Annotated in this window: 21 protein-coding genes; 7 read left to right on the top strand and 14 right to left on the bottom strand. The window is 60.6% G+C overall.

The genetic code is table 11. The annotated features are described in order from the left end of the window. The first annotated feature begins 22 nt into the window (after window positions 1–22). Both thiC and NW814_RS09655 read left to right on the top strand, forming a co-directional pair. Window positions 23–1,390 carry a phosphomethylpyrimidine synthase gene (thiC, locus tag NW814_RS09660; protein ID WP_414395526.1) on the top strand — a complete coding sequence of 456 codons (1,368 nt, stop codon included), beginning with the start codon at window positions 23–25 and terminating at the stop codon, window positions 1,388–1,390. 116 nt (window positions 1,391–1,506) lie between these two features. After that, window positions 1,507–1,899: a VOC family protein gene (locus tag NW814_RS09655; RefSeq protein WP_414406132.1), complete on the top strand. Its 393-nt coding sequence runs from the start codon at window positions 1,507–1,509 to the stop codon at window positions 1,897–1,899. Window positions 1,900–1,940: 41 nt separating this feature from the next. Here the strand turns inward: NW814_RS09655 and NW814_RS09650 are convergent, their stop codons facing one another. From NW814_RS09650 to trpB, 8 genes are all read right to left on the bottom strand, one after another. After that, window positions 1,941–3,353 carry a phosphoglucomutase/phosphomannomutase family protein gene (locus NW814_RS09650; protein WP_414406131.1) on the bottom strand — a complete coding sequence of 471 codons (1,413 nt, stop codon included), beginning with the start codon at window positions 3,351–3,353 and terminating at the stop codon, window positions 1,941–1,943. A 71-nt stretch (window positions 3,354–3,424) separates the two neighbouring features. Continuing rightward, a complete protein-coding gene (fabD, locus tag NW814_RS09645; protein ID WP_414406145.1) occupies window positions 3,425–4,306 on the bottom strand; it encodes an ACP S-malonyltransferase in 882 nt (293 codons plus the stop codon). 17 nt (window positions 4,307–4,323) lie between these two features. Next, window positions 4,324–5,331, bottom strand: coding sequence for a beta-ketoacyl-ACP synthase III (locus tag NW814_RS09640; RefSeq protein WP_414406130.1), 1,008 nt, complete (start codon window positions 5,329–5,331; stop codon window positions 4,324–4,326). A gap of 5 nt (window positions 5,332–5,336) precedes the next feature. After that, window positions 5,337–6,407 (bottom strand): phosphate acyltransferase PlsX, encoded by a 1,071-nt coding sequence (gene plsX, locus NW814_RS09635; RefSeq protein ID WP_414406129.1) that lies wholly within the window; start codon window positions 6,405–6,407, stop codon window positions 5,337–5,339. Between the two features lie 374 nt (window positions 6,408–6,781). Further along, a complete protein-coding gene (radA, locus tag NW814_RS09630) occupies window positions 6,782–8,218 on the bottom strand; it encodes a DNA repair protein RadA (protein WP_414406128.1) in 1,437 nt (478 codons plus the stop codon). Between the two features lie 12 nt (window positions 8,219–8,230). Beyond that, window positions 8,231–9,367, bottom strand: coding sequence for a chorismate synthase (aroC, locus tag NW814_RS09625; protein WP_414406127.1), 1,137 nt, complete (start codon window positions 9,365–9,367; stop codon window positions 8,231–8,233). A 35-nt stretch (window positions 9,368–9,402) separates the two neighbouring features. After that, window positions 9,403–10,143, bottom strand: coding sequence for a pantothenate kinase (locus NW814_RS09620; RefSeq protein ID WP_414406126.1), 741 nt, complete (start codon window positions 10,141–10,143; stop codon window positions 9,403–9,405). A 74-nt stretch (window positions 10,144–10,217) separates the two neighbouring features. Beyond that, entirely contained in the window at window positions 10,218–11,471 is a 1,254-nt protein-coding gene (gene trpB, locus NW814_RS09615; RefSeq protein ID WP_414406144.1) for a tryptophan synthase subunit beta, read from the bottom strand. A gap of 202 nt (window positions 11,472–11,673) precedes the next feature. On the opposite strand from trpB, the gene NW814_RS09610 reads away from it, so the two are divergent. The 4 genes from NW814_RS09610 to NW814_RS09595 all read left to right on the top strand — a co-directional run bounded on the left by NW814_RS09610 (window position 11,674) and on the right by NW814_RS09595 (window position 14,873). Further along, window positions 11,674–12,033: a hypothetical protein gene (locus NW814_RS09610; protein WP_011429249.1), complete on the top strand. Its 360-nt coding sequence runs from the start codon at window positions 11,674–11,676 to the stop codon at window positions 12,031–12,033. Between the two features lie 143 nt (window positions 12,034–12,176). Further along, window positions 12,177–12,695, top strand: a complete 519-nt coding sequence (locus NW814_RS09605; RefSeq protein WP_414406125.1) for a hypothetical protein — start codon at window positions 12,177–12,179, stop codon at window positions 12,693–12,695. A gap of 49 nt (window positions 12,696–12,744) precedes the next feature. After that, window positions 12,745–13,308, top strand: coding sequence for a helix-turn-helix domain-containing protein (locus tag NW814_RS09600; protein WP_414406124.1), 564 nt, complete (start codon window positions 12,745–12,747; stop codon window positions 13,306–13,308). Beyond that, a complete protein-coding gene (locus NW814_RS09595) occupies window positions 13,308–14,873 on the top strand; it encodes an Hsp70 family protein (RefSeq protein ID WP_414406123.1) in 1,566 nt (521 codons plus the stop codon). The genes NW814_RS09600 and NW814_RS09595 overlap by 1 nt, the downstream gene beginning before the upstream one ends. Before the next feature lie 275 nt (window positions 14,874–15,148). Here NW814_RS09595 and NW814_RS09590 read toward each other — a convergent pair whose 3' ends face one another. The 6 genes from NW814_RS09590 to psbE all read right to left on the bottom strand — a co-directional run bounded on the left by NW814_RS09590 (window position 15,149) and on the right by psbE (window position 17,089). After that, window positions 15,149–15,262, bottom strand: a complete 114-nt coding sequence (locus tag NW814_RS09590) for a photosystem I reaction center subunit VIII (RefSeq protein ID WP_414395550.1) — start codon at window positions 15,260–15,262, stop codon at window positions 15,149–15,151. A gap of 38 nt (window positions 15,263–15,300) precedes the next feature. Next, the gene (locus tag NW814_RS09585) at window positions 15,301–15,771 is read right to left on the bottom strand and encodes a photosystem I reaction center protein subunit XI (protein ID WP_414395552.1); all 471 of its coding nucleotides are present in this window, start codon (window positions 15,769–15,771) and stop codon (window positions 15,301–15,303) included. A gap of 490 nt (window positions 15,772–16,261) precedes the next feature. Beyond that, window positions 16,262–16,381: a photosystem II reaction center protein J gene (locus NW814_RS09580; protein ID WP_414395554.1), complete on the bottom strand. Its 120-nt coding sequence runs from the start codon at window positions 16,379–16,381 to the stop codon at window positions 16,262–16,264. A gap of 118 nt (window positions 16,382–16,499) precedes the next feature. Next, window positions 16,500–16,625 (bottom strand): photosystem II reaction center protein L, encoded by a 126-nt coding sequence (locus tag NW814_RS09575; RefSeq protein ID WP_414395556.1) that lies wholly within the window; start codon window positions 16,623–16,625, stop codon window positions 16,500–16,502. 6 nt (window positions 16,626–16,631) lie between these two features. Next, a complete protein-coding gene (gene psbF, locus NW814_RS09570; RefSeq protein ID WP_414406122.1) occupies window positions 16,632–16,781 on the bottom strand; it encodes a cytochrome b559 subunit beta in 150 nt (49 codons plus the stop codon). A gap of 62 nt (window positions 16,782–16,843) precedes the next feature. After that, a complete protein-coding gene (gene psbE / locus NW814_RS09565) occupies window positions 16,844–17,089 on the bottom strand; it encodes a cytochrome b559 subunit alpha (RefSeq protein WP_414360519.1) in 246 nt (81 codons plus the stop codon). A gap of 167 nt (window positions 17,090–17,256) precedes the next feature. Here psbE and aroB point away from each other — a divergent pair, with 167 nt between their 5' ends. Beyond that, window positions 17,257–18,381 (top strand): 3-dehydroquinate synthase, encoded by a 1,125-nt coding sequence (aroB, locus tag NW814_RS09560; RefSeq protein WP_414406143.1) that lies wholly within the window; start codon window positions 17,257–17,259, stop codon window positions 18,379–18,381. The last annotated feature ends 77 nt before the right edge of the window (window positions 18,382–18,458 follow it).

Here is an 18,458-nt window from a genome sequence, read left to right as displayed (position 1 = left end):
AAGCAAGCACCGGAGTTAGGCCATGCGCAGCGAATGGGTGGCCCGCCGTCGTGGGCAAGCAAACGTTACTCAGATGCACTATGCCCGCCAGGGCATCATTACCGAAGAGATGGAGTATGTGGCTCGCCGGGAGCAGCTGCCCCCGGAACTCATCCGCTCGGAAGTAGCTCGGGGTCGCATGATCATCCCCGCCAACATCAACCACACCAACCTCGAGCCGATGTGCATTGGGATTGCTTCCCGCTGCAAAGTCAACGTCAACATCGGCGCTTCCCCCACCTCTTCCAGCTTGGCTGAGGAACTGGAAAAGCTAAAGTTGGCCATCAAATACGGCGCCGACACGGTTATGGATCTGTCTACCGGCGGCGGCAATTTGGATGAAATTCGCACGGCCATTATCCAAGCCTCGCCAATTCCTGTCGGCACGGTACCTATCTACCAAGCTCTAGAAAGCGTCCATGGCAATGTCGAAAAGCTTTCAGAAGAGGATATTTTGCACATTATCGAAAAGCAGGCTCAGCAAGGGGTGGACTACATGACCATCCATGCTGGGATCCTCATTCAACATTTGCCGCTGGTGCGCAACCGGCTAACGGGCATTGTTTCTCGCGGCGGCGGGATCCTAGCCCGTTGGATGTTGGTCCACCACAAGCAAAATCCGCTTTATACCCGCTTCCGCGACATCATCGAGATCTTCAAGAAATACGACGTTTCCTTTAGCCTGGGCGATGCCCTGCGACCGGGATGCTTGCACGATGCCTCTGACGAGGCCCAGATGGCCGAGCTAAAAACCCTGGGCCAGTTGACCCGCATGGCCTGGGAGCACGATGTGCAGGTGATGGTGGAAGGGCCAGGGCACGTGCCGATGGATCAAATTGAGTTTAACGTGCGCAAGCAAATGGAGGAATGCGACGAGGCTCCCTTCTACGTCTTGGGACCTTTGGTTACTGATATTGCTGCCGGCTACGACCACATCAGCTCTGCTATTGGGGCGGCCTTGGCCGGTTGGTATGGGGCGGCAATGCTTTGCTACGTCACCCCCAAAGAACACTTGGGTTTACCCAATGCAGAGGACGTGCGCAATGGCCTCATTGCCTACAAAATTGCTGCTCATGCTGCGGATATTGCCCGCCATCGGCCTGGGGCCAGGGATCGCGACGATGAGATGGCTAGAGCCCGCTATAACTTTGATTGGAATCGACAATTTGAGTTGTCCCTAGATCCAGAGCGAGCTCGCGAATACCACGACGAGACCTTGCCGGCAGATATCTACAAAACGGCAGAGTTTTGCTCGATGTGCGGGCCTAAGTTCTGCCCCATGCAAACCAAGATGGATGCAGAGGCCTTAGACGAACTAGAGCGCTTCTTGGCCAAGCAGCCAATGGGATAAGCGCCGGTTGTCTGCAAGGTTAGCTCTGTATCACACAAAGTTCCCCGTTCCTGGGGGGGAAGGGGATCCCCTGCGCAGGCTATGCTGGGCTATAGGGATTGAGCAAGGAGGAGGATATGGCACTTAGGCAACTGGGACATGTTGCCATCCGTGTCGGAGACGTCTCCAAAGCGGTAGAGTTCTACGAAAAGTTGGGGATGGTCAATGTCTGGAAGGATCCCGACTGGGCCTACATGAAAGCTGGGGACGACGGGCTGGCGCTGTTGGGTCCAGGCTACCGGGCGGCAGGGCCCCACTTTGGCTTTGTCTTCAGCACTAGGGAGGAGCTGGAGGAGCACCATCGGCGCCTGCAATCCCAGGGGATCCCGGTGGGCGAGATCCACACCCACCGAGACGGTACCGCCTCCTTCTATGGCAAGGATCCCGATGGCAACCTGTTTGAATTTGTCTACGAGCCGCCAGGCACTTTTGACCGAGCCAAGGCCAAGACAACGGAAGCAACTGCTTGAAACGGTGGCGCAAACTCTGGAAGTAGAGATGGTGGGAGGCCTCAGTTTTCTCCCACCTTTTTGCTGAGCAGCCCAGCCGCCCAATCCAAAAGATGGTTCACTGCTTCCGCGGTTTGGGCTTCCGCATACAGCCGCAGCAGAGGCTCAGTGCCGCTGCCGCGGATCATCACCCAACTGCCGTCGGCAAGCGTAAACTTGTGGCCGTCTTTGTCGAAATGCTTGATCACCTTCTGTCCCAAAATCTCAGACGGGGGATCCCTCTGCAGCCGTTGGAATAGCTGGGTTTGTTGACTTTGATCCCCTAGGGGCAGGTCGCGGCGCTGGTAAACCGAGCTAAACCCCTCTCGTTCCTGCAAAGCTCTGTAGAGGGCGCTCAGGTCTTGCCCGGTTTCGGTAACGGCTTCGATCAAGTACAGCGCCGAAAGCAGGGCATCCCGCTCGGGGATGTGACCCAGGTAGCCAATGCCACCCGATTCCTCTCCCCCCAGCAACACCTGGGTGCTCAGCATGCGCTCGGCAATGTACTTGAAGCCCACGGGTGTTTCCGTAACCGGCAGGCCATAGCGCCCGGCCACCTTGACAAACAGCTCCGAGCCACTGAGGGTTTTGACGACTTCCCCCCGCAGCCCGCGCCGCCCCGCCAAGTGGTCGATGAGGATGGGGATGAGCACCTGGGGGCTGAGAAAATGGCCTTGTCCGTCGAGGGCAGCAATGCGGTCGGCGTCGCCATCGAAGACCAAGCCGATTTTCAAGGGGGCAGGATCGGCGGCAATGAGCTGGGCAGAAGCCTGCAGGTTTTGCGGCAGCGGCTCCGGTGAGACTCCGCCAAACAAGGGATCCCGCCGCGCCTGCAATTCAATCACCTTCTCCCCCAACAGCCGCTTGAGGCCACCGGCGCCGGAACCAAACATGACATCCACCCAGATCTTGGCTGGGGAGCTTCTAAGCTTTTCTAGATCCACAAAGCGACTAAGCTGAGCCAGGTAGCCGGGCCAGGGATCCCAGGTGTGAATAGGAGCGCGGGTGGATCCCAGGGGCTGCAGGCTGCCCAGCTCCTGCTCAATGGCAGCGGTGACCTCTGGGGGCACAGAGCCGCCAAAGCCACCTTTGACCTTAAGGCCGGAATAGTGGGGTGGGTTGTGGCTGGCGGTAATTACCAGGGCGCCATGGCAGCCCTGCTCTTTGGCTCCCCAACTAAAGGCCGGCGTTGGGGCCGCACAGGCGGAGAGGTAGACGGGGATCCCCAGTCGAGCCACCACCTCAGCTGCGTGGGCCGCAAAGCGTTCAGAGAGAAAACGGTTGTCGTAGCCAATGAGGATCCCTTCCCCAGGATAGGTGCGGGCCAACACCTGGGCGCTGGCTTGGGCGGCAAGGGCCAAGTTCTGAAACGTAAAGCCCTCGGCAATGACTGCTCGCCAGCCGTCGGTGCCAAAGCGAATGGAGTTGCCTGCCATGGTTGCCCCTAACGTCCCCCTCGACTACACATAGCACGGAAGTAGCCGCCTCTATCCCAACGCTTTGGGCTCTAGCTGCCCGCTGGGTAGTCGCTGAGGCTGCTGATGTTGCGCCGTCGCAAGCTGGGCGCTGTCCGCCTCACCAAGCCCGTCAGCACGTTGCCAGGGCCAATTTCCCACACCTCTTGAACGCCGTCGGCAGCCATCTGCAGCACCGTTTCTCGCCACCGCACAGGGGCTGTCATCTGGGCCAGCAGCGCCTGTTTGAGGGCCTGGGGATCGCGGCTGGCCGTGGCGGTGCAATTGCTATAGACCGGCACCCGGGGTGTCTGAAACTCAACTTCCCGCAACCGGTGGGCAAACTCTTCTGCTGCTGCCTGCATAAAAGGGGAGTGGAAGGCGCCGCTGACTTTGAGGGGAACGGTGCGCTTGGCCTGCAACTGCTCACAGACAGCCTGCACCCCCTCCACCGAGCCGCTGATTACCACCTGCTCTGGGCTGTTGTCGTTGGCAATGGTAACGTTGGGGGTCATCTGGCAGAGGTGCTCCAGCTTGGTGCGATCAAACCCAATCACCGCTGCCATGCTGCCAGGGGGATCCCCTGCCCGCTCCATCAGTTGGCCTCGTAGGCTCACCAGCCGCAGGCCGGTTTCAAAATCAAACACTCCAGCGGCATAGAGGGCACTGTACTCCCCCAGGCTGTGGCCAGCAGTGCAGCCAGGCGTCTGGCCCTGGGCATAGAGGTAGTCGCTCAAGAGGGCCGACACGGTAAACAAGGCCGGCTGCGTATAGCGGGTCTGGTGGATCTGCTCTTCGGAAAGGGCCAAGGGATCCCACCCCAGCACCTCCCGCGCCAAAGCCAACTTCTGGGCAGCTCCTGGCCAGTCTTGGAGATCCCTTCCCATGCCCACCACTTGGGATCCCTGACCAGGATAGATCCAGGCAATGGTCAGCACCACCCCTCCCGAGCTCATCGGCCCCAGCGAAAGACAATGGCTCCCCAGGTAAGGCCGGCGCCAAAGCCTGCCATCACCCCCAGATCCCCAGGACCAAACCGCCCTTGACCAATCCATTCGGCTAGAGCAATGGGGATCGAGGCGCCGGAGGTGTTGCCGTAGCGCTCCAGGACGCTGGCCACCTGCTGGGTCTGCAGCTGCAAGCGCTTGGCCACGGCATCGAGGATGCGCTGGTTGGCCTGGTGGATGAAGTAGCCCTGGACTGCCTCGGCTGGAATCCCAGCCTGAAGGAGGGCTTTCTCGATAACCTCTGGCACCGCCTGGACGGCAAACTTATAGACCTCGCGGCCGTTCATGACGATGGGGCAACAGCGGTACTGCCCCACCCGCAGGGATCCCACCAGGGGCTTAGCTTCGGTGGCCATGGCCAAGCTAAGTAGCTCGCTGCCCTTGCCATCGCTGCGCAGCTCAATGCTGAGGATCCCATCGGCTCCCACCTCTCCCGCTTCCAGCACCACTGCCCCTGCTCCATCCCCAAACAAAACGCAGGTGGCGCGGTCTGTCCAGTCGACGGCGCGAGAGAGCACATCGGCTGCCACCACCAGCGCCCGCCGGTACAGCCCAGTTTGCAGAAACTGGGCCGCTGTGGCCACCGCAAACACAAACCCCGTACAAGCTGCCGTTAGGTCAAAGGCCACTGCCCGACTTGCCCCCAGGGCTGCCTGCACCCGCGGGGCCGAGCCAAAGCGATCGACAGCGGTGGAAGTGGCTAGCAGAAGTAAGTCGAGCTCCTGCGGCAGGATCCCAGCTTGATCCAGAGCAGCTCTTGCCGCCTGGGCCGCCAGATCCACTACACTCAGCTCCGGGGGCAGAATGCGCCGCTGGCGAATGCCGGTGCGAGGCCAAATCCACTCATCAGAAGTGGCAACAATCCGGCTCAGGTCATCGTTGCTCAGGCAGGGATCCGGAAGAGCAGCCCCTACCCCCACAAGGTGTACGCTGGGGAGGCGGTTGTTGGGCATGGGCCCTACCCTTCCCCTCGCTCCAGGGATCCCAACGGCAAGGGACCGGAGGCGTTCCCAGGGCGCTGCTCGGTGCTGGCTTCAGGTTCGCGAGGGTCAACCATTTCCGCCTGCAGTCGCTGCAAGACTTTCTGCTCTGCCGCCTCTTTGGCTAGGCGAATGGCGTGGTACACCATTGGCGCCTTGGAGCTGCCGTGGGTAATGACGCAGATGCCGTTAACTCCCAGCAGCAAGGCGCCCCCATACTCCACGTAGTCCATGCGCCGCTTTACCTGCTGGAGGTTAGGCTGGAGCAGCCAGCAACCCAGCTTGCCGCGCCAGCCCCGGGGCAGCTCTTCCCGCAGCACCTGAGTGATCACCTGGCCGACGCTCTCAGCAAACTTGAGCAGGGCGTTGCCGACAAAGCCGTCGCAGACCACCACGTCAAAGTCCCCGGTCAACACGTCTCGCCCCTCGGCATTGCCGGCAAAGTGGATCCCTGGCAACTGGGCCAGGCGCTGGTGGGTGGCTAGGGCTAGATCGTTGCCCTTGTTGGGTTCCTCGCCGATGTTGAGCAGGCCGACCCGCGGCTTCTCAATCCCCAGGACGCACTGGCAGTAGAGGGATCCCATGCGGGCAAACTGTTCCAAAAAGCGTGGCCGGCAATCCACGTTGGCACCCACATCCAGCAACAGCACCGGCTTTCCCTTGAGGGTAGGCAAAAGGGCGGCGATGGCTGGGCGGTCAATCCCTGCCAAGCGACCCAAGTGGAGATAAGCGGCCGCCATTGCTGCACCCGTGTTGCCGGCAGCCACCACTGCATCCGCCTGCCCAGCGCGCACCTGCTGCATGCAAATGTTGATGGAGGCTTTCGGCTTTCTGCGCACCGCCAGAGGCTCTTCGGCCATGCCCACCTCTTCCTCAGCAGGCACGAGGGCAACTTTAGGCGGCAGGGGCCGGGGTAAAAAAGGCTCGAGGGCCTCTAGCCGACCTACCAGTGCAATCTCCACTTGCAGCTGCTGTTGGGCCAGTAGGGCGCCCTTGACAATCTCCGCGGGAGCGTAGTCGCCCCCCATGGCATCAACCGCAATTCGCACGAGTTGACCTCACCCTGCAACCCTTCTAGTCAGCCGACCTTGCGGATCGCCGCTCTCTAGATCCCGTCAGCCGCAAGGGGCTACCGAATTCTACCAAAAAACTGGATCCGAAGCCCTGCCCCCTGGCCACCTGCCCCAGGGCGGCTTTGCCCCCTACAGCGATAGGGCAGTCACCTACAGGCTGCCAACTCGGAGCCTCTTGGCCAGATTTCCTAGGAAGAGCAGCTAGCGCTCTGCCTAGGCGTTCACGCTGGAGACGATGAGGTCCACCACGAAGAGAAACAGGGCTACCAGCGCTATAGCTCGATCCCTCGCCAACGCTAATAGTGTGCCCACCTGCCCAGGGATCCGGTTGCCGTTCGTAAACCTCCATTCTAGGACGTTCTCCCATAGCTGGCTTCAGCAACAAGGCAAGGTGGGGCTTCGGACTCGGAGCTAGGCAGAGCTACCAGCAGAGCCTCCAGCAGCCGCTGCACTCGGCTCAGGCGCAGGCCAGCGTCGGCCAAGACGGGGCTGTTGGGGATGATGGCGTGGCGGAAGCCCAGCTTGCTCGCTTCCTTGAGGCGCTGCTCCAACTGGGCCACTGGGCGCACCTGCCCCCCTAACCCCACCTCCCCAATCAAGACCGTGAAGGGATCCACCTGGCGATCCCGGAAGCTAGCGGCCACCGCCACGGCCACCCCCAAGTCGGCAGCGGGCTCGGCCACCTGGATGCCCCCGGCGGAGGCGACGTAGGCATCGTACTTGGAAAGCGGGATCCCCACCCGTTTTTCCAGCACTGCCAAGATCTGTAGGAAGCGGTTGAGCTCGATGCCCGTAGCAGTGCGGCGGGGGGAGCTGTAGCTGGTGGGGCTGACTAGGGCTTGCACCTCTACCACCAAGGGGCGAGTGCCCTCCCAGGCGACGATAGTAGCTGTTCCCGGCGTAACCTGATCCCGACTGCTTAAAAAAAGCTGCGAGGGATTGCCCACCTCCACCAAGCCAGAGGCAGTCATCTCGAAAACGCCAATTTCCTGGGCTGCCCCAAAGCGATTTTTGACGGCGCGCAACAGGCGGTGGCTCTGGAAGCGATCCCCCTCAAAGTACAAAACTGTATCCACCAGGTGCTCCAGCACCTTGGGCCCGGCCAGGGATCCATCCTTGGTTACATGGCCAACGATGAGCAGGGCCACCCCCAGCTTCTTGGCCACTCGCATCAACAGGCCGGCGCATTCCCGCACCTGGGAAACAGATCCCGGGGCTGAGCTGAGCTGCCCCCAGAAGATGGCCTGAATGCTGTCGATGATCGCCACCTGCGGCTGTAGGGCCTGGATCTCGGCCACAATGGCCTCCAGCTCGGTCTCGGCCAAGAGGTAGAGCTGCTCGCTTTCTACCCCCAGCCGCTCGGCGCGCAGCTTGATCTGTTGGGCCGATTCCTCCCCCGATACGTACAAGATGGTTCTGCTTTTGGCCAGGTGGGCAGCAGTCTGCAGCAGGAGGGTGCTCTTGCCAATGCCTGGCTCCCCGCCGATGAGCACCAGGGATCCCGGCACAATGCCGCCCCCCAGCACCCGATCAAACTCGCCAAAGCCGGAGGAAAGGCGAGGGTGGCGATCCGAGCACACCTGGGTGATGGGGAGAGCTAACTGGGGGATCCCGTTGGTGCGGCTAGGCGGGGGAACAAGACGCTGCAGTGGCCTAGACTTGGGGGAGGGGGTGACGACTACCTCCGTCAGCGTGTTCCAGGCGCCACAGTTGTCGCAGCGGCCAAAAAACCTAGGGTAGCGCTCGCCGCACTGGCCGCACTCCCAGACGGTTTTGGTCTTGGCCATGGCTGGCAACTCCTAGCCTTGGGAAGCGGCGGTGACAGGAAGGGGCACCTCCGGCAAGACCAGGGATCCGCACTGGGCGTGGTGGCGCAGCAGATGGTCGCAGAGAACTATGGCTACCATCGCCTCCACCATCGGCACTGCCCGCGGCAAGACACAGGGATCGTGGCGTCCCCGCGCCGCCAAGACAGTCTCCCGGCCGTCGAGGGTAACGGTGTTTTGGGGCTGGCGAATAGTGGCAGTGGGCTTGAAGGCCACCCGCAGGACGATGTCTTCGCCATTGCTGATGCCCCCTTGGATGCCGCCGGAGCGGTTGCTGCGGGTGCGCCAGCCGCTGGGAGTCATGTAAAACTCGTCGTTGTGCTGCTTGCCGGTCAGGTAGGTGCCGGCAAATCCCGACCCAATCTCAAACCCCTTGCTGGCGGGCAGCGACATCACCGCCTTGGCCAGGTCGGCTTCCAATTTGTCAAACACCGGGCAGCCCAGGCCGCGGGGCACATGGCGGGCCACGCACTCCACCACTCCCCCCAGGGAATCCCCTTCCCGTGCTGCTGCTTCAATTTTCTGGATCATGGCCGCCGCTGCTTCTGGGTCGGGGCAGCGGACAATGTTGGCTTCCACCTGTTCGGCTGTTACTGAGCTGGGATCCACCTGGGCCTCCACGTCTTTGACCCGCTGCACGTAGGCCAGGATCTCCACCCCTGCCGCCAGGCGCAGGATCTTCTTGGCAATGGCTCCGGCAGCCACCCGGCCAAGGGTCTCCCGCGCTGAGGCCCGTCCTCCCCCCTGCCAGTTGCGGATGCCGTACTTGGCCTGGTAGGTGGCATCGGCATGGGAAGGGCGAAAGGTGGTGGCCATTTCGCTGTAGTCCTGGGGGCGGGCGTCCTGGTTGCGCACCAGGATGTGGATGGGCGTGCCCAGGGTAAAGCCCTGAAAAACGCCAGAGAGGATCTCGCAGCGATCGGCTTCCTGGCGGGGAGTTGTGATGTGGCTCTGGCCGGGACGGCGCCGATCCAGCTCTGCCTGAATGTCGGCCTCGCTCAGGGGCAGCCGCGGTGGGCAGCCGTCCACCACCACCCCCACCGCCCCACCGTGGGACTCCCCGTAGGTGGTGACAGAAAACAGGACGCCGAAGGTGTTGCCGTTGGCCATGGGATCCCGTTGAAAATCCCCCTATGCTGATAGCTTTATTCTGCCCTAGGCAACCGCTGGGCGGCGCGGTGCAACTGACGGCAGCTGGCAATTCCCCACAACACCAGGTGAGGATCCCAGCGCAGCTCTGGGTCGAGGGGGCGCAGGTGGGGATAGAGCAGCTTGCCATCGCCGCCAGTTAGCAGCAGCGGGCCTTGGGGAAAGCGGCGGCGCCAGTCGGCAAGGAACTCCCGCAATCCTGCTAGCAGCGTATGAAGGATGCCGCTGTGGATGGCGGCCACGGTGTCCCTGGCCCAGCGGGGGGGCAAGGGATCTGCCGGATCCCACTGCACTTTGGGCAGTCGGGCGGTGTGGTCGGCTAGGGCTTGCGCCTGCAGCCCTAGGCCAGGCAGGATTGCCCCTCCCACCAGGGATCCCTCAGGGTCAGCTCCCGTCAGGGTCAGGGCAGTGCCGGCGTCGATGACCAAACAGGGCCAGCCGTAGCGGATCCCAGCGGCCCACAGAGCTAGTGCCCGATCCAGCCCCAGGCTTGGGTAGGGATCCCGCAGCGGCACCTGCGACAACTCCAGGCAATGCACCCAAGGAGATGCCGGCGGCAAAGGGGCAGAGCCGACAGCAGCTAGCCACAGCTCTGTCTCTTCTGGCCAGGCCAAGGGCTGGTGGGCGGGAAACTGCTCTACTTTGATTAGGGTCTCTCCGGCAAACCAGCCCCAGCGCACGTGGGTGTTGCCCAGCACGGCGGCTAGCCACAGGTCTGCTTGGGCCTTAGAACTCATGCAACGGCTCTGCTTCCATTTGCCCGGCAAGCTGCCATTTTCAGTAGGCGCCTTGAGTTCCTCTAGGCGAGACCCTAGGCTAGGCTGCGCCCCCGCTGCTGCAAGTACTTGAAAACGGTGTTCAAATCTTTGTCGCCCCGCCCAGAGCAATTGACCACTACCCGCTGCTGGGGACCAAGCTGAGGGGCCAGGGTCTTCAGGTAGGCCAGGGCGTGGGCCGTCTCCAGGGCGGGGATGATTCCCTCCAGGCGCGACAGCAATAGCAGCGCCTCCACCGCCTCGTCGTCGGTAACTGCGTAGTACTCAGCCCGCCCAATCTCCTTTAAGTAGCTGTGCTCCGGCCCCACACCGGGGTAATCCAAGCCAGCGCTGATGGAGTGGGCCTCCTGCACCTGGCCCTCTTCATCTTGCAGCAGGTAGCTCATGGCCCCGTGCAAGACCCCAATGCGACCGCGGCTGAGGGTCGCGGCATGGCGGGAGGTGTGCAAGCCCTCCCCGGCAGCTTCGATGCCGATAAGCCGCACCTGGGGATCCTGAACAAACTCGTTGAACAACCCCAGGGCATTGGAGCCGCCGCCTACACAGGCCAGCAGCACGTCCGGCAGGCCTCCCCATTTCTCTTGACACTGCTGTCGCGTCTCCTGGCCGATGATATCGTGAAAGGTCCGCACCAGCTTCGGGTAGGGGTGGGGTCCGGCCACCGTGCCAATGACGTAGTGGGTGGTCTCCACGTTGGTTACCCAGTCGCGGATGGCCTCGGAGAGGGCGTCTTTGAGGGTGGCTGTGCCTGATTCGACCCCCCTTACCTCAGCGCCCAGCAGGCGCATCCGCTGCACATTGGGGGCCTGCCGCTCCATGTCCACTGCCCCCATGTAGATGACGCATTCCAGCCCAAAACGAGCACACACCGTTGCCGTGGCCACCCCATGCTGGCCAGCGCCAGTCTCGGCAATGATCCTTCGCTTGCCCATGCGCACCGCCAGCAGCACTTGGCCAAGGGCGTTGTTGATCTTGTGGGCGCCGGTGTGGTTGAGATCCTCCCGCTTCAGGTAGATCTGGGGGCCGCCGTAGTGCTCGGTAAGCCGCTGGGCAAAGTAAAGGGGACTGGGCCGCCCGACAAAGTCCCGCAGTAGGCTGTGAAACTCGGCGCGAAAGTCGGGATCCCGCCAATGCCGCTCAAAGGCTTCCTCCAGCTCTGTGAGGGCACTCATCAGGGTTTCCGGCACAAACCGGCCCCCAAACGGCCCAAACCGGCCCCGAGGATCCGGACGCACCTGCGGGTCAAGGGGATCCCAGGTGGCAGGGGCAGCAAGAGGAGTTGAGGTCATGGCAAATGGATTGGCGCGGGCTTGACAGCCGGCAATAGGAGACAAGTTTCCCTATTCTACAGAAGATGGAAACTCGGGAAGGCCACTGTCCAAGCTATCTTATTTGCCGCCCTGGATGGTGGGATCCCGCCGAAATCACCTTTGAACAGGGGGCTTCCAAGGATTTTTACGATCAGGCCGTCCGATTTTGGGGGCGGCCTTTATGGACAAGCATCTGCAAGAGTTGCTCCAGCAAGAAGATCAAAAGCGCAGGGACGAAGAGCTGCGCCGCACCTATGCCCTTTCTCAAAAGTCTCAGGGAGCGGCAGTCTTTTTGTCGTTATTGCTGGCTTTTGCGGCCTACATTTATACGCGGCGATGGAAAGCGCTAATGATCTTTTTGGGGTGGTGTATTTTTGTCGGCGTGTTGTTTAGCGATGAAGAAGGAGAAGTTTCTCTCCCTGGACTTTTTCTGGCCTCCACCTGGGCAGCGGTGGACAACTGCGCCGCCATCCAGCGAGCTAGAGAAAAAATTGAACTGCTACGCTCCGGGCAAAGCCCCGATAGCAACCGGCAGACTTAATCGACCTCAAATCAACAAGCTGGAAACCCTTCCTTACTCCCCTCTCCCTGTGGGAGAGGGGCTGGGGGTGAGGGATCCCTTTGCCAGCAGCAGGTTAGGACAAGGGAGCCTAGAATGGCCGCAGATCCGAGGAAACCAAAACCATGAAGTCTGCTGCTTGCCTAGCCTGTCTGCTCGCCGGTCTCCTTGGGGGGGAAGGGATCCCGGCCCTGGCCTCACCCGCTCTTTTGGTGCTGGCCCAGTCCGGCTTTCAGCCCTACATCAATGTCCGCTTTGGCTATCGCCTCGACTATCCGGCTGATTTTGTCCCCCAAGGGGAATCCGACAGCGGCGACGGCCAGGTGTTCATCGGCAAAGAGGGGGCCGAGCTGCGCGTTTGGGGTGGGTACAATATTCTTCAAGCAACGCCCGCCAGCGCCCTGCAAGAGGAGCTGCAGCGCAGCCGGGAAAGCCGACGCCGGGTTACCTATCAAGTTGCCGGTCGGGATTTTTTCGTGGTCTCCGGCTACGAGCCAGACGGCCAGCGGATTTTTTACCTCAAAAAGCTCGTCAGCCCCTCTCTAGAGGCTGGCTTTGAATTGGTCTATCCGGCCAGCCGGCGCGAGCGCTACGACCGGGATGTGGAAGCTATAAGCCGTTCCCTGCGCCTTGTGGATCCCTGAGCCCAAACCCAAGTTGCGGCATGATCGTGGGGATCCCTGGCAAAATTCAATGGCCGAGAGACCGCTGGACAATTGGCTGCAGGAACGCATGCGGGCCGTTGGCCTCTTCTCATGGCGGGCCTTGCAAGCACGGGCAGGGATCAGCCGCCGTGCCCTCGATCAAGTGCGCCAGGGGAAGTGGGGATCCCTGCGTCTGGAGCAACTACAAAAGCTGGCTGCCGCCCTGCAGTGGGATTTGGGATCCCTGCTGCGCCTAAACGGACATGACAAAATGGGATTCACCGAACCACCGGAAGTCCTCTTCTCCCTGCTGCAGCCGCTGCTTACTAGCTACCCCACCGTTTGCGAAATCGCCCGCCGCAAGCCCGATTGGCCGGCCCAAAACGTAACGGCTCTCTTTCGCTCCTTGGATGCCCTGCTGCAGCACTGGGGGTATGAGCCCATCGGCAGCCCTCTTGAATCTGTCCCCTTCGACCCGCAACTGCACCAGCCAGATCAGCCGGATATTCGGCCAGGGGATCCCGTCTACATCCGCTTTGTTGGCTATCGCCGGGGAGACTATATCCTCTGCCCTGCCAAAGTCAGCCGCTCTCTGCCCGGAGGATTGAGCTGATGGCACCTGTCTCCAAAGCGACGCTAGCCATTGACTTTGGGACCAGCAATACGGTGGTGGCAGTTTGGGATCCCGTCCAAGCAGCGCCCCGCCTGCTCAGCTTTCCCGGTCTTTCCCGGCAGGAGCAAGCCCACTCGGCCATTCCCAGCTTGGTCTATGTGAAGGGCAAAAACCAGCTCCTCGTAGGGGAAACTGTGCGCGCCGGTCGTTGGGGAGCGGTGGATCCGCAGCGGCTGTTTCAGGGCTTCAAGCGGGAGTTGGTGGCAGAGTTTGTGCCTCCGCCGCGAGTTCTGGATGGGGAGCGCTACGACGCTGAGAGGGTGGCCCAGGCTTTTTTGCAGGCGGTGATGGAAGCTGTCCAGAAGGAGGGCCTGCAGCCGCAGCAGGTGGTGTTTACAGCCCCTGTCGGCTCCTTTGAGCGCTACTTGAACTGGCTGCGGAGGGTGGCCGGCGCCTGTGGCTGGGATCCCATTCAAATCGTGGACGAGGCCACTGCCGCTGCCCTGGGCTATGCGGTCGGCCAGCCGGGATCCGTGGTGCTAGTGGTGGATTTCGGCGGCGGCACCTTGGATCTCAGCCTAGTGCGCACCCTGGCCCCCCAGGCAGGTAACTCCGTTCTCAAGGCGGAGGTGATTGCCAAAGCCGATGCCTACGTAGGCGGGGTGGACATCGACATCTGGATTGCCGAATACCTGCTGGGGCAACTGGGGTTGAGCCGACAGCAGCTTGGGGCCCTGAGCTGGATCACGCTTTTGGAGCAGGCAGAGCAGCTCAAGATTGCCCTTTCCGCCCAGCCCGAGGCCGTGAGCAGTTGGTTTGACGACGAGGCCCTGACCGCCTATGAGCTGCGCTTGGATCGGCAGGCGCTGGAGGAGATTTTAGAAGCCCACCAGCTCTTGGATCAAATCCGCCAGTCCCTAGACGATGTCCTCCTCACCGCCCAGGCAAGGGGGTTGGCCAAAAGCCAAATTGAGCAAGTGCTTCTGGTGGGAGGGAGCTCCCAACTGCCGGCAGTCCAAGAGCTGCTCCGCTCCTACTTCGGCAAAAAGAAAGTCCGCTGCGAACGCCCCTTCGATGCCGTGGCCCTGGGCGCCCTGCAGGTGGGCTGCCAGGTGAAGCTGGAGGATCGCCTCCACCACAGCTACGCCATCCGCCTCTGGGATCCCTTGCAAAAAAGCTATATCTACTACCCTTTGTTCGAGCGGGGCAGCCCCTACCCCTGCCGGCGCTCCGAGCCCTTGATCTTGCAGGTGGCCAACGACGGCCAGACCGAAATTCGCCTCGATGTGGGGGAAGTGGCCCAAGTGGCCCAAGCCGAGGTGGTTTACGACGAGCTGGGGCGCATGAGCAGCCGCCAACTTACCCGGCAGACCGATTTCCGATCCCTGACCCCTGGTACTGAGCCAGCTTGCCTGGCCCGCCTGCAGCCCCCTGGGCGAGTCGGGGAAGACCGCCTGCGGGTAGAATTTGCCATCGACGCCTCGCGACGCCTGCTAGCCACCATTATCGACTTGCAGACTCAGCAGCCTTTGGTAGAAGCCCAGCCCGTAGCCACCTTGAGTTAGAGGATTCTACCCGGCCCGGACTTGCCTGGGTTTCCTGGTGAGCCAGCGGTGGGAACGCCAGCGCCGCCAAGGCCGCCCAGAAAACGGGTATTGTAACCTTGCTTTTTGGCTTGGTTAGGACGATGGTGTTGAGAACCCAGTTTTAGCTTTTGGCCTTCTACCAGCAGCAACTTTTCCATGGTGAAACAGCCGTTTTGCCAAAGTCCACCCTCCTGCCAAAAAGGGAGGGATCCCTGGATAAGGGATCCCTCTTCCAAGACCCACCGAGACTAGAGTTAGTCGCGCTCAACGTACAGAAAGAGCACAGCCATGGCTACTGCCGGCAGCAGCCAACCAACAATGGGGATGAAAATCCAAGGAAGATAAGCGGCAGCGTAAGAACCGGTCATAGTCTTGCTCCCCTCCAGTACCTTGACAAGCTTGACAACTAATTCACCAATCCTCGGAAGATGGCATCGATCCCGGCAAAGTTCTCCAAAAGGAAGTAGGCAGCAAAGGCACCACCCATACCCCCTAGGAAGAACCCCGCTGTTAGATCCCCCCAGCCACGGGCCGTGGACAAAGGATTAGCCCCTGGCGTTTCTGGCTTGTTTCCAAAGGTAACGCTGCCATAGGCCGACATACAGGCGGTTCCCAGCAGCACAATGGCCATTGCCGTAACCAGTCCGCCCAAATTGGCTGCCCCAGGATAATCGCGCAGCGGGCCTAGAAGAATCTCCGGCCCCACCAGGAAGTAGCCGTGGGCTAAGCCAATCTCCAGCCCCCGCAGCAGAGGAGAGAGGCCGCGGCGGTTAATGGCAAGATTGTTGATAAACAGACGGGTGACAGGAGAATCGCTAATGGGCGTTGAAAGATGCCCCTCGCAGGGATCGTCATTGAAGGTGCGAACGTAATCCATGTCCGAAGATCCTGCCTGGAATTTTGGGATTCATTCTACGGGGCCTCAGCTCTCCTCCTAGCAGCCGCCGTCCGGATCGTTAAAAAAGTTCATGCTCGCTTAACAGAGATATAGACCCTCATCAAGGGATCCGTTTTTGCCTGCGCCTCCCCAGTCCTTGACTTTTTCCTAGGCAAATAGCTTTTCCCAGCACCACTGCCCCCCAGGTGTTTCTAAGATCCTGTAAAAAAACCTAGCTGAAGTGCAGCTAGGTCAAAAGAATACGGCTCCTACCGCGCGAGATCCTCCCCTCCATAAATCAAGCCAAGGGGCACCCCAAAATAGAGGTACGCAAAGGTTGACCTTTGCGCTCTGGTCTAACGACGCCGTGCCACCCCACTAGATAAGACAGGACGGCGGGCTGCGCCACACAGCTCTTCCTCCCCTTCAGGCGAGGTAGAACGAAACAGAGCGAGGATTACTGCTCCTCGCCCTCCCCTACTTCTCTAAACTACACCGGCGATCCAAGACCGGTATAGGAGCCGTAGAAGAAGAGTCCAACCACCGTAATCACCCCCAACCCAACAACCACAGCCACTATCCATAGGGGGATCCTTGCTTGACTGGTCATAGCAACTGGCCTCCAAAAGAACCGAAAGGAGATTACACCCCTAACTTCCAGCAAAAATGAGTTTGCACTGCTCCCTGCAGTCCTTCCTCAGCTGTTAGAAGTAGGGATAACCCTCGCCTCAGTTGAGAAAGTAGCTAGAAAACAACAAGCCAAGCACAAACACCAACAACAAGCCCAGGTATAGGGAGGTGCGGTTTAGCTCTACCGGCTGGGTATTAGGGTTCTTTTCAGGTTGATCAGCCATAGGGGTTCACCGTTGAATAAACTGCATTGCCGCAATGGCTCCCAGAAAGAAAACAGTTGGGATGGCCAAAGTATGCACTGCCAGCCAGCGGACAGTAAAAACAGGGTAAAAGACAGGCTCGTCAGCATTGGGTTGAGTAACTGGTTTAGTTGCCATCGCTCAGACCTTGCCTCTTTTACAAACTGTAACAGTTGCGAAGTTGCTGCTCTCACCCCGTTCTAGCGCGTCAACCTCTCCAGCTGCTCAAGAGCGTTGAAGCGGTCGCTTACAATGGGCAACTCCTGACGCTCTGCGGTGAAATACTCATTGGGGCGCGGCGTGCCAAAAATATCATAGGCTAGGCCCGTGCTCACAAAAAGCCAGCCTGCCAAAAACAAGGCGGGAATGGTCAGGGCGTGAATGACCCAGTAGCGGACACTGGTAATAATGTCAACAAAAGGTCGTTCTCCGGTGTTGCCAGCCATGAAACTCCTCCCTGCGGTAGGGGCAAAAGCGCTTCTTGAACTTTTTGAGGCTATACCTCAATCATAAGGACTTCGAGGCACAACTACAAGTTAAAGCCGGATCCCGTCCTAACCTGCAGGTGGGAGAAGGTGAAGTAACAGAGCGTGCCACCCTGGATTCCCCGCCCATGGATCCCTGTCTGATTCCTGTCAAGCTTCCCCACGGCTCCTACGACATCGTCATCCAATCTCCAGAAGGCCCTAGGGGCCACAACCTCATCCACTTGGGATCGCAGATGCGAGCCAGAGGACTTGCCGGCAAGGCGCTGGTGGTGAGCCATCCGGGCATTGCCAAGCACTTTGCCGAAAAGTTGATGCAGGGCCTGCAACAAGCAGGATTTGCTGCCCATCTTTTTCTTTTGCCTGCTGGCGAGCGCTACAAAACCCTGCGCTCGGTGGCCAGGATCTACGACGCCGCCTTGAGCTTTGGCCTGGAGCGCTCTTCCACCCTTATTGCCCTGGGAGGCGGGGTCATCGGGGATATGGTTGGGTTTGCCGCCGCCACTTGGCTGCGCGGGATCCCTTGGGTGCAGGTGCCCACTTCGCTTTTGGCCATGGTGGATGCGGCCATTGGCGGCAAGACCGGCGTCAACCATCCTGGTGGGAAAAATCTCATTGGGGCCTTCTACCAGCCGCGCCTGGTGTGGATGGATCCAACGGTGTTGCAGACCCTGCCCCGGCGGGAGTTTACCTCTGCCCTGGCCGAAGTGATCAAATACGGTGTCATCCAGGCCGCCGACCTGTTTGAGTTTCTGGAAAAGCAGCCCAGGCTAGGCCGCTACACCGATTTTGCCCCCTCAGACTTGCACTATCTGCTGCGGCGCTGTGCCGAGTGCAAAGCCTGGGTGGTGCAGCAGGACGAACGCGAAGGGGGCTTGCGGGCCATCCTCAACTACGGCCATACCCTTGGCCATGCCCTAGAAACCGTTACCGGCTACCGCCGCTACCTACACGGGGAGGCTGTTGCCATCGGCATGGTAGCTGCCGGGGAGATTGCCCGTCGCTTAGGCTGGTGGAGTGCCACCGAAGCCGAACGGCAGCGGCACCTGATCGAGAGGGCAGGGCTGCCCAGCCACTGGCCTGCCGGGATCCCTTGGGAGGCTGTCTTGCAGGTCATGCAGGCCGACAAAAAAGTTAAACAAGGACGGATCCGCTTTGTCTTGCCGCGCTGGATTGGCCAAGCGGAGCTGACCGATCAAGTTGAGCTAGCCGATGTGCAGGCTGCTCTGGCTTCGATGACGGAAACCTCTTGAACCGCTCTGAAAGACTTATACAACGCTGGACAAAAGCGGACTTTTGCTCCAGGTTGACGCTTTCTTCCTGCTTCCAC

Source organism: Synechococcus sp. R65.1 (assembly GCF_047461755.1).
Lineage (GTDB): Bacteria > Cyanobacteriota > Cyanobacteriia > Thermostichales > Thermostichaceae > Thermostichus.
The sequence above is the reverse complement of the archived record's forward strand: the minus strand, read 5'-3'. Positions and strand labels throughout refer to the sequence as shown.

Bases quoted from the DNA above. Each gene is read 5' to 3' on its own strand.
- thiC (WP_414395526.1), top strand. From the start codon at position 23: ATGCGCAGCGAATGGGTGGCCCGCCGTCGTGGGCAAGCAAACGTTACT.
- NW814_RS09655 (WP_414406132.1), top strand. From the start codon at position 1,507: ATGGCACTTAGGCAACTGGGACATGTTGCCATCCGTGTCGGAGACGTC.
- NW814_RS09650 (WP_414406131.1), bottom strand. From the start codon at position 3,353: ATGGCAGGCAACTCCATTCGCTTTGGCACCGACGGCTGGCGAGCAGTC.
- NW814_RS09640 (WP_414406130.1), bottom strand. From the start codon at position 5,331: ATGCCCAACAACCGCCTCCCCAGCGTACACCTTGTGGGGGTAGGGGCT.
- radA (WP_414406128.1), bottom strand. From the start codon at position 8,218: ATGGCCAAGACCAAAACCGTCTGGGAGTGCGGCCAGTGCGGCGAGCGC.
- aroC (WP_414406127.1), bottom strand. From the start codon at position 9,367: ATGGCCAACGGCAACACCTTCGGCGTCCTGTTTTCTGTCACCACCTAC.
- NW814_RS09620 (WP_414406126.1), bottom strand. From the start codon at position 10,143: ATGAGTTCTAAGGCCCAAGCAGACCTGTGGCTAGCCGCCGTGCTGGGC.
- trpB (WP_414406144.1), bottom strand. From the start codon at position 11,471: ATGACCTCAACTCCTCTTGCTGCCCCTGCCACCTGGGATCCCCTTGAC.
- NW814_RS09610 (WP_011429249.1), top strand. From the start codon at position 11,674: ATGGACAAGCATCTGCAAGAGTTGCTCCAGCAAGAAGATCAAAAGCGC.
- NW814_RS09605 (WP_414406125.1), top strand. From the start codon at position 12,177: ATGAAGTCTGCTGCTTGCCTAGCCTGTCTGCTCGCCGGTCTCCTTGGG.
- NW814_RS09600 (WP_414406124.1), top strand. From the start codon at position 12,745: ATGGCCGAGAGACCGCTGGACAATTGGCTGCAGGAACGCATGCGGGCC.
- NW814_RS09595 (WP_414406123.1), top strand. From the start codon at position 13,308: ATGGCACCTGTCTCCAAAGCGACGCTAGCCATTGACTTTGGGACCAGC.
- NW814_RS09590 (WP_414395550.1), bottom strand. From the start codon at position 15,262: ATGACCGGTTCTTACGCTGCCGCTTATCTTCCTTGGATTTTCATCCCC.
- NW814_RS09585 (WP_414395552.1), bottom strand. From the start codon at position 15,771: ATGGATTACGTTCGCACCTTCAATGACGATCCCTGCGAGGGGCATCTT.
- NW814_RS09580 (WP_414395554.1), bottom strand. From the start codon at position 16,381: ATGACCAGTCAAGCAAGGATCCCCCTATGGATAGTGGCTGTGGTTGTT.
- NW814_RS09575 (WP_414395556.1), bottom strand. From the start codon at position 16,625: ATGGCTGATCAACCTGAAAAGAACCCTAATACCCAGCCGGTAGAGCTA.
- psbF (WP_414406122.1), bottom strand. From the start codon at position 16,781: ATGGCAACTAAACCAGTTACTCAACCCAATGCTGACGAGCCTGTCTTT.
- psbE (WP_414360519.1), bottom strand. From the start codon at position 17,089: ATGGCTGGCAACACCGGAGAACGACCTTTTGTTGACATTATTACCAGT.
- aroB (WP_414406143.1), top strand. From the start codon at position 17,257: ATGGATCCCTGTCTGATTCCTGTCAAGCTTCCCCACGGCTCCTACGAC.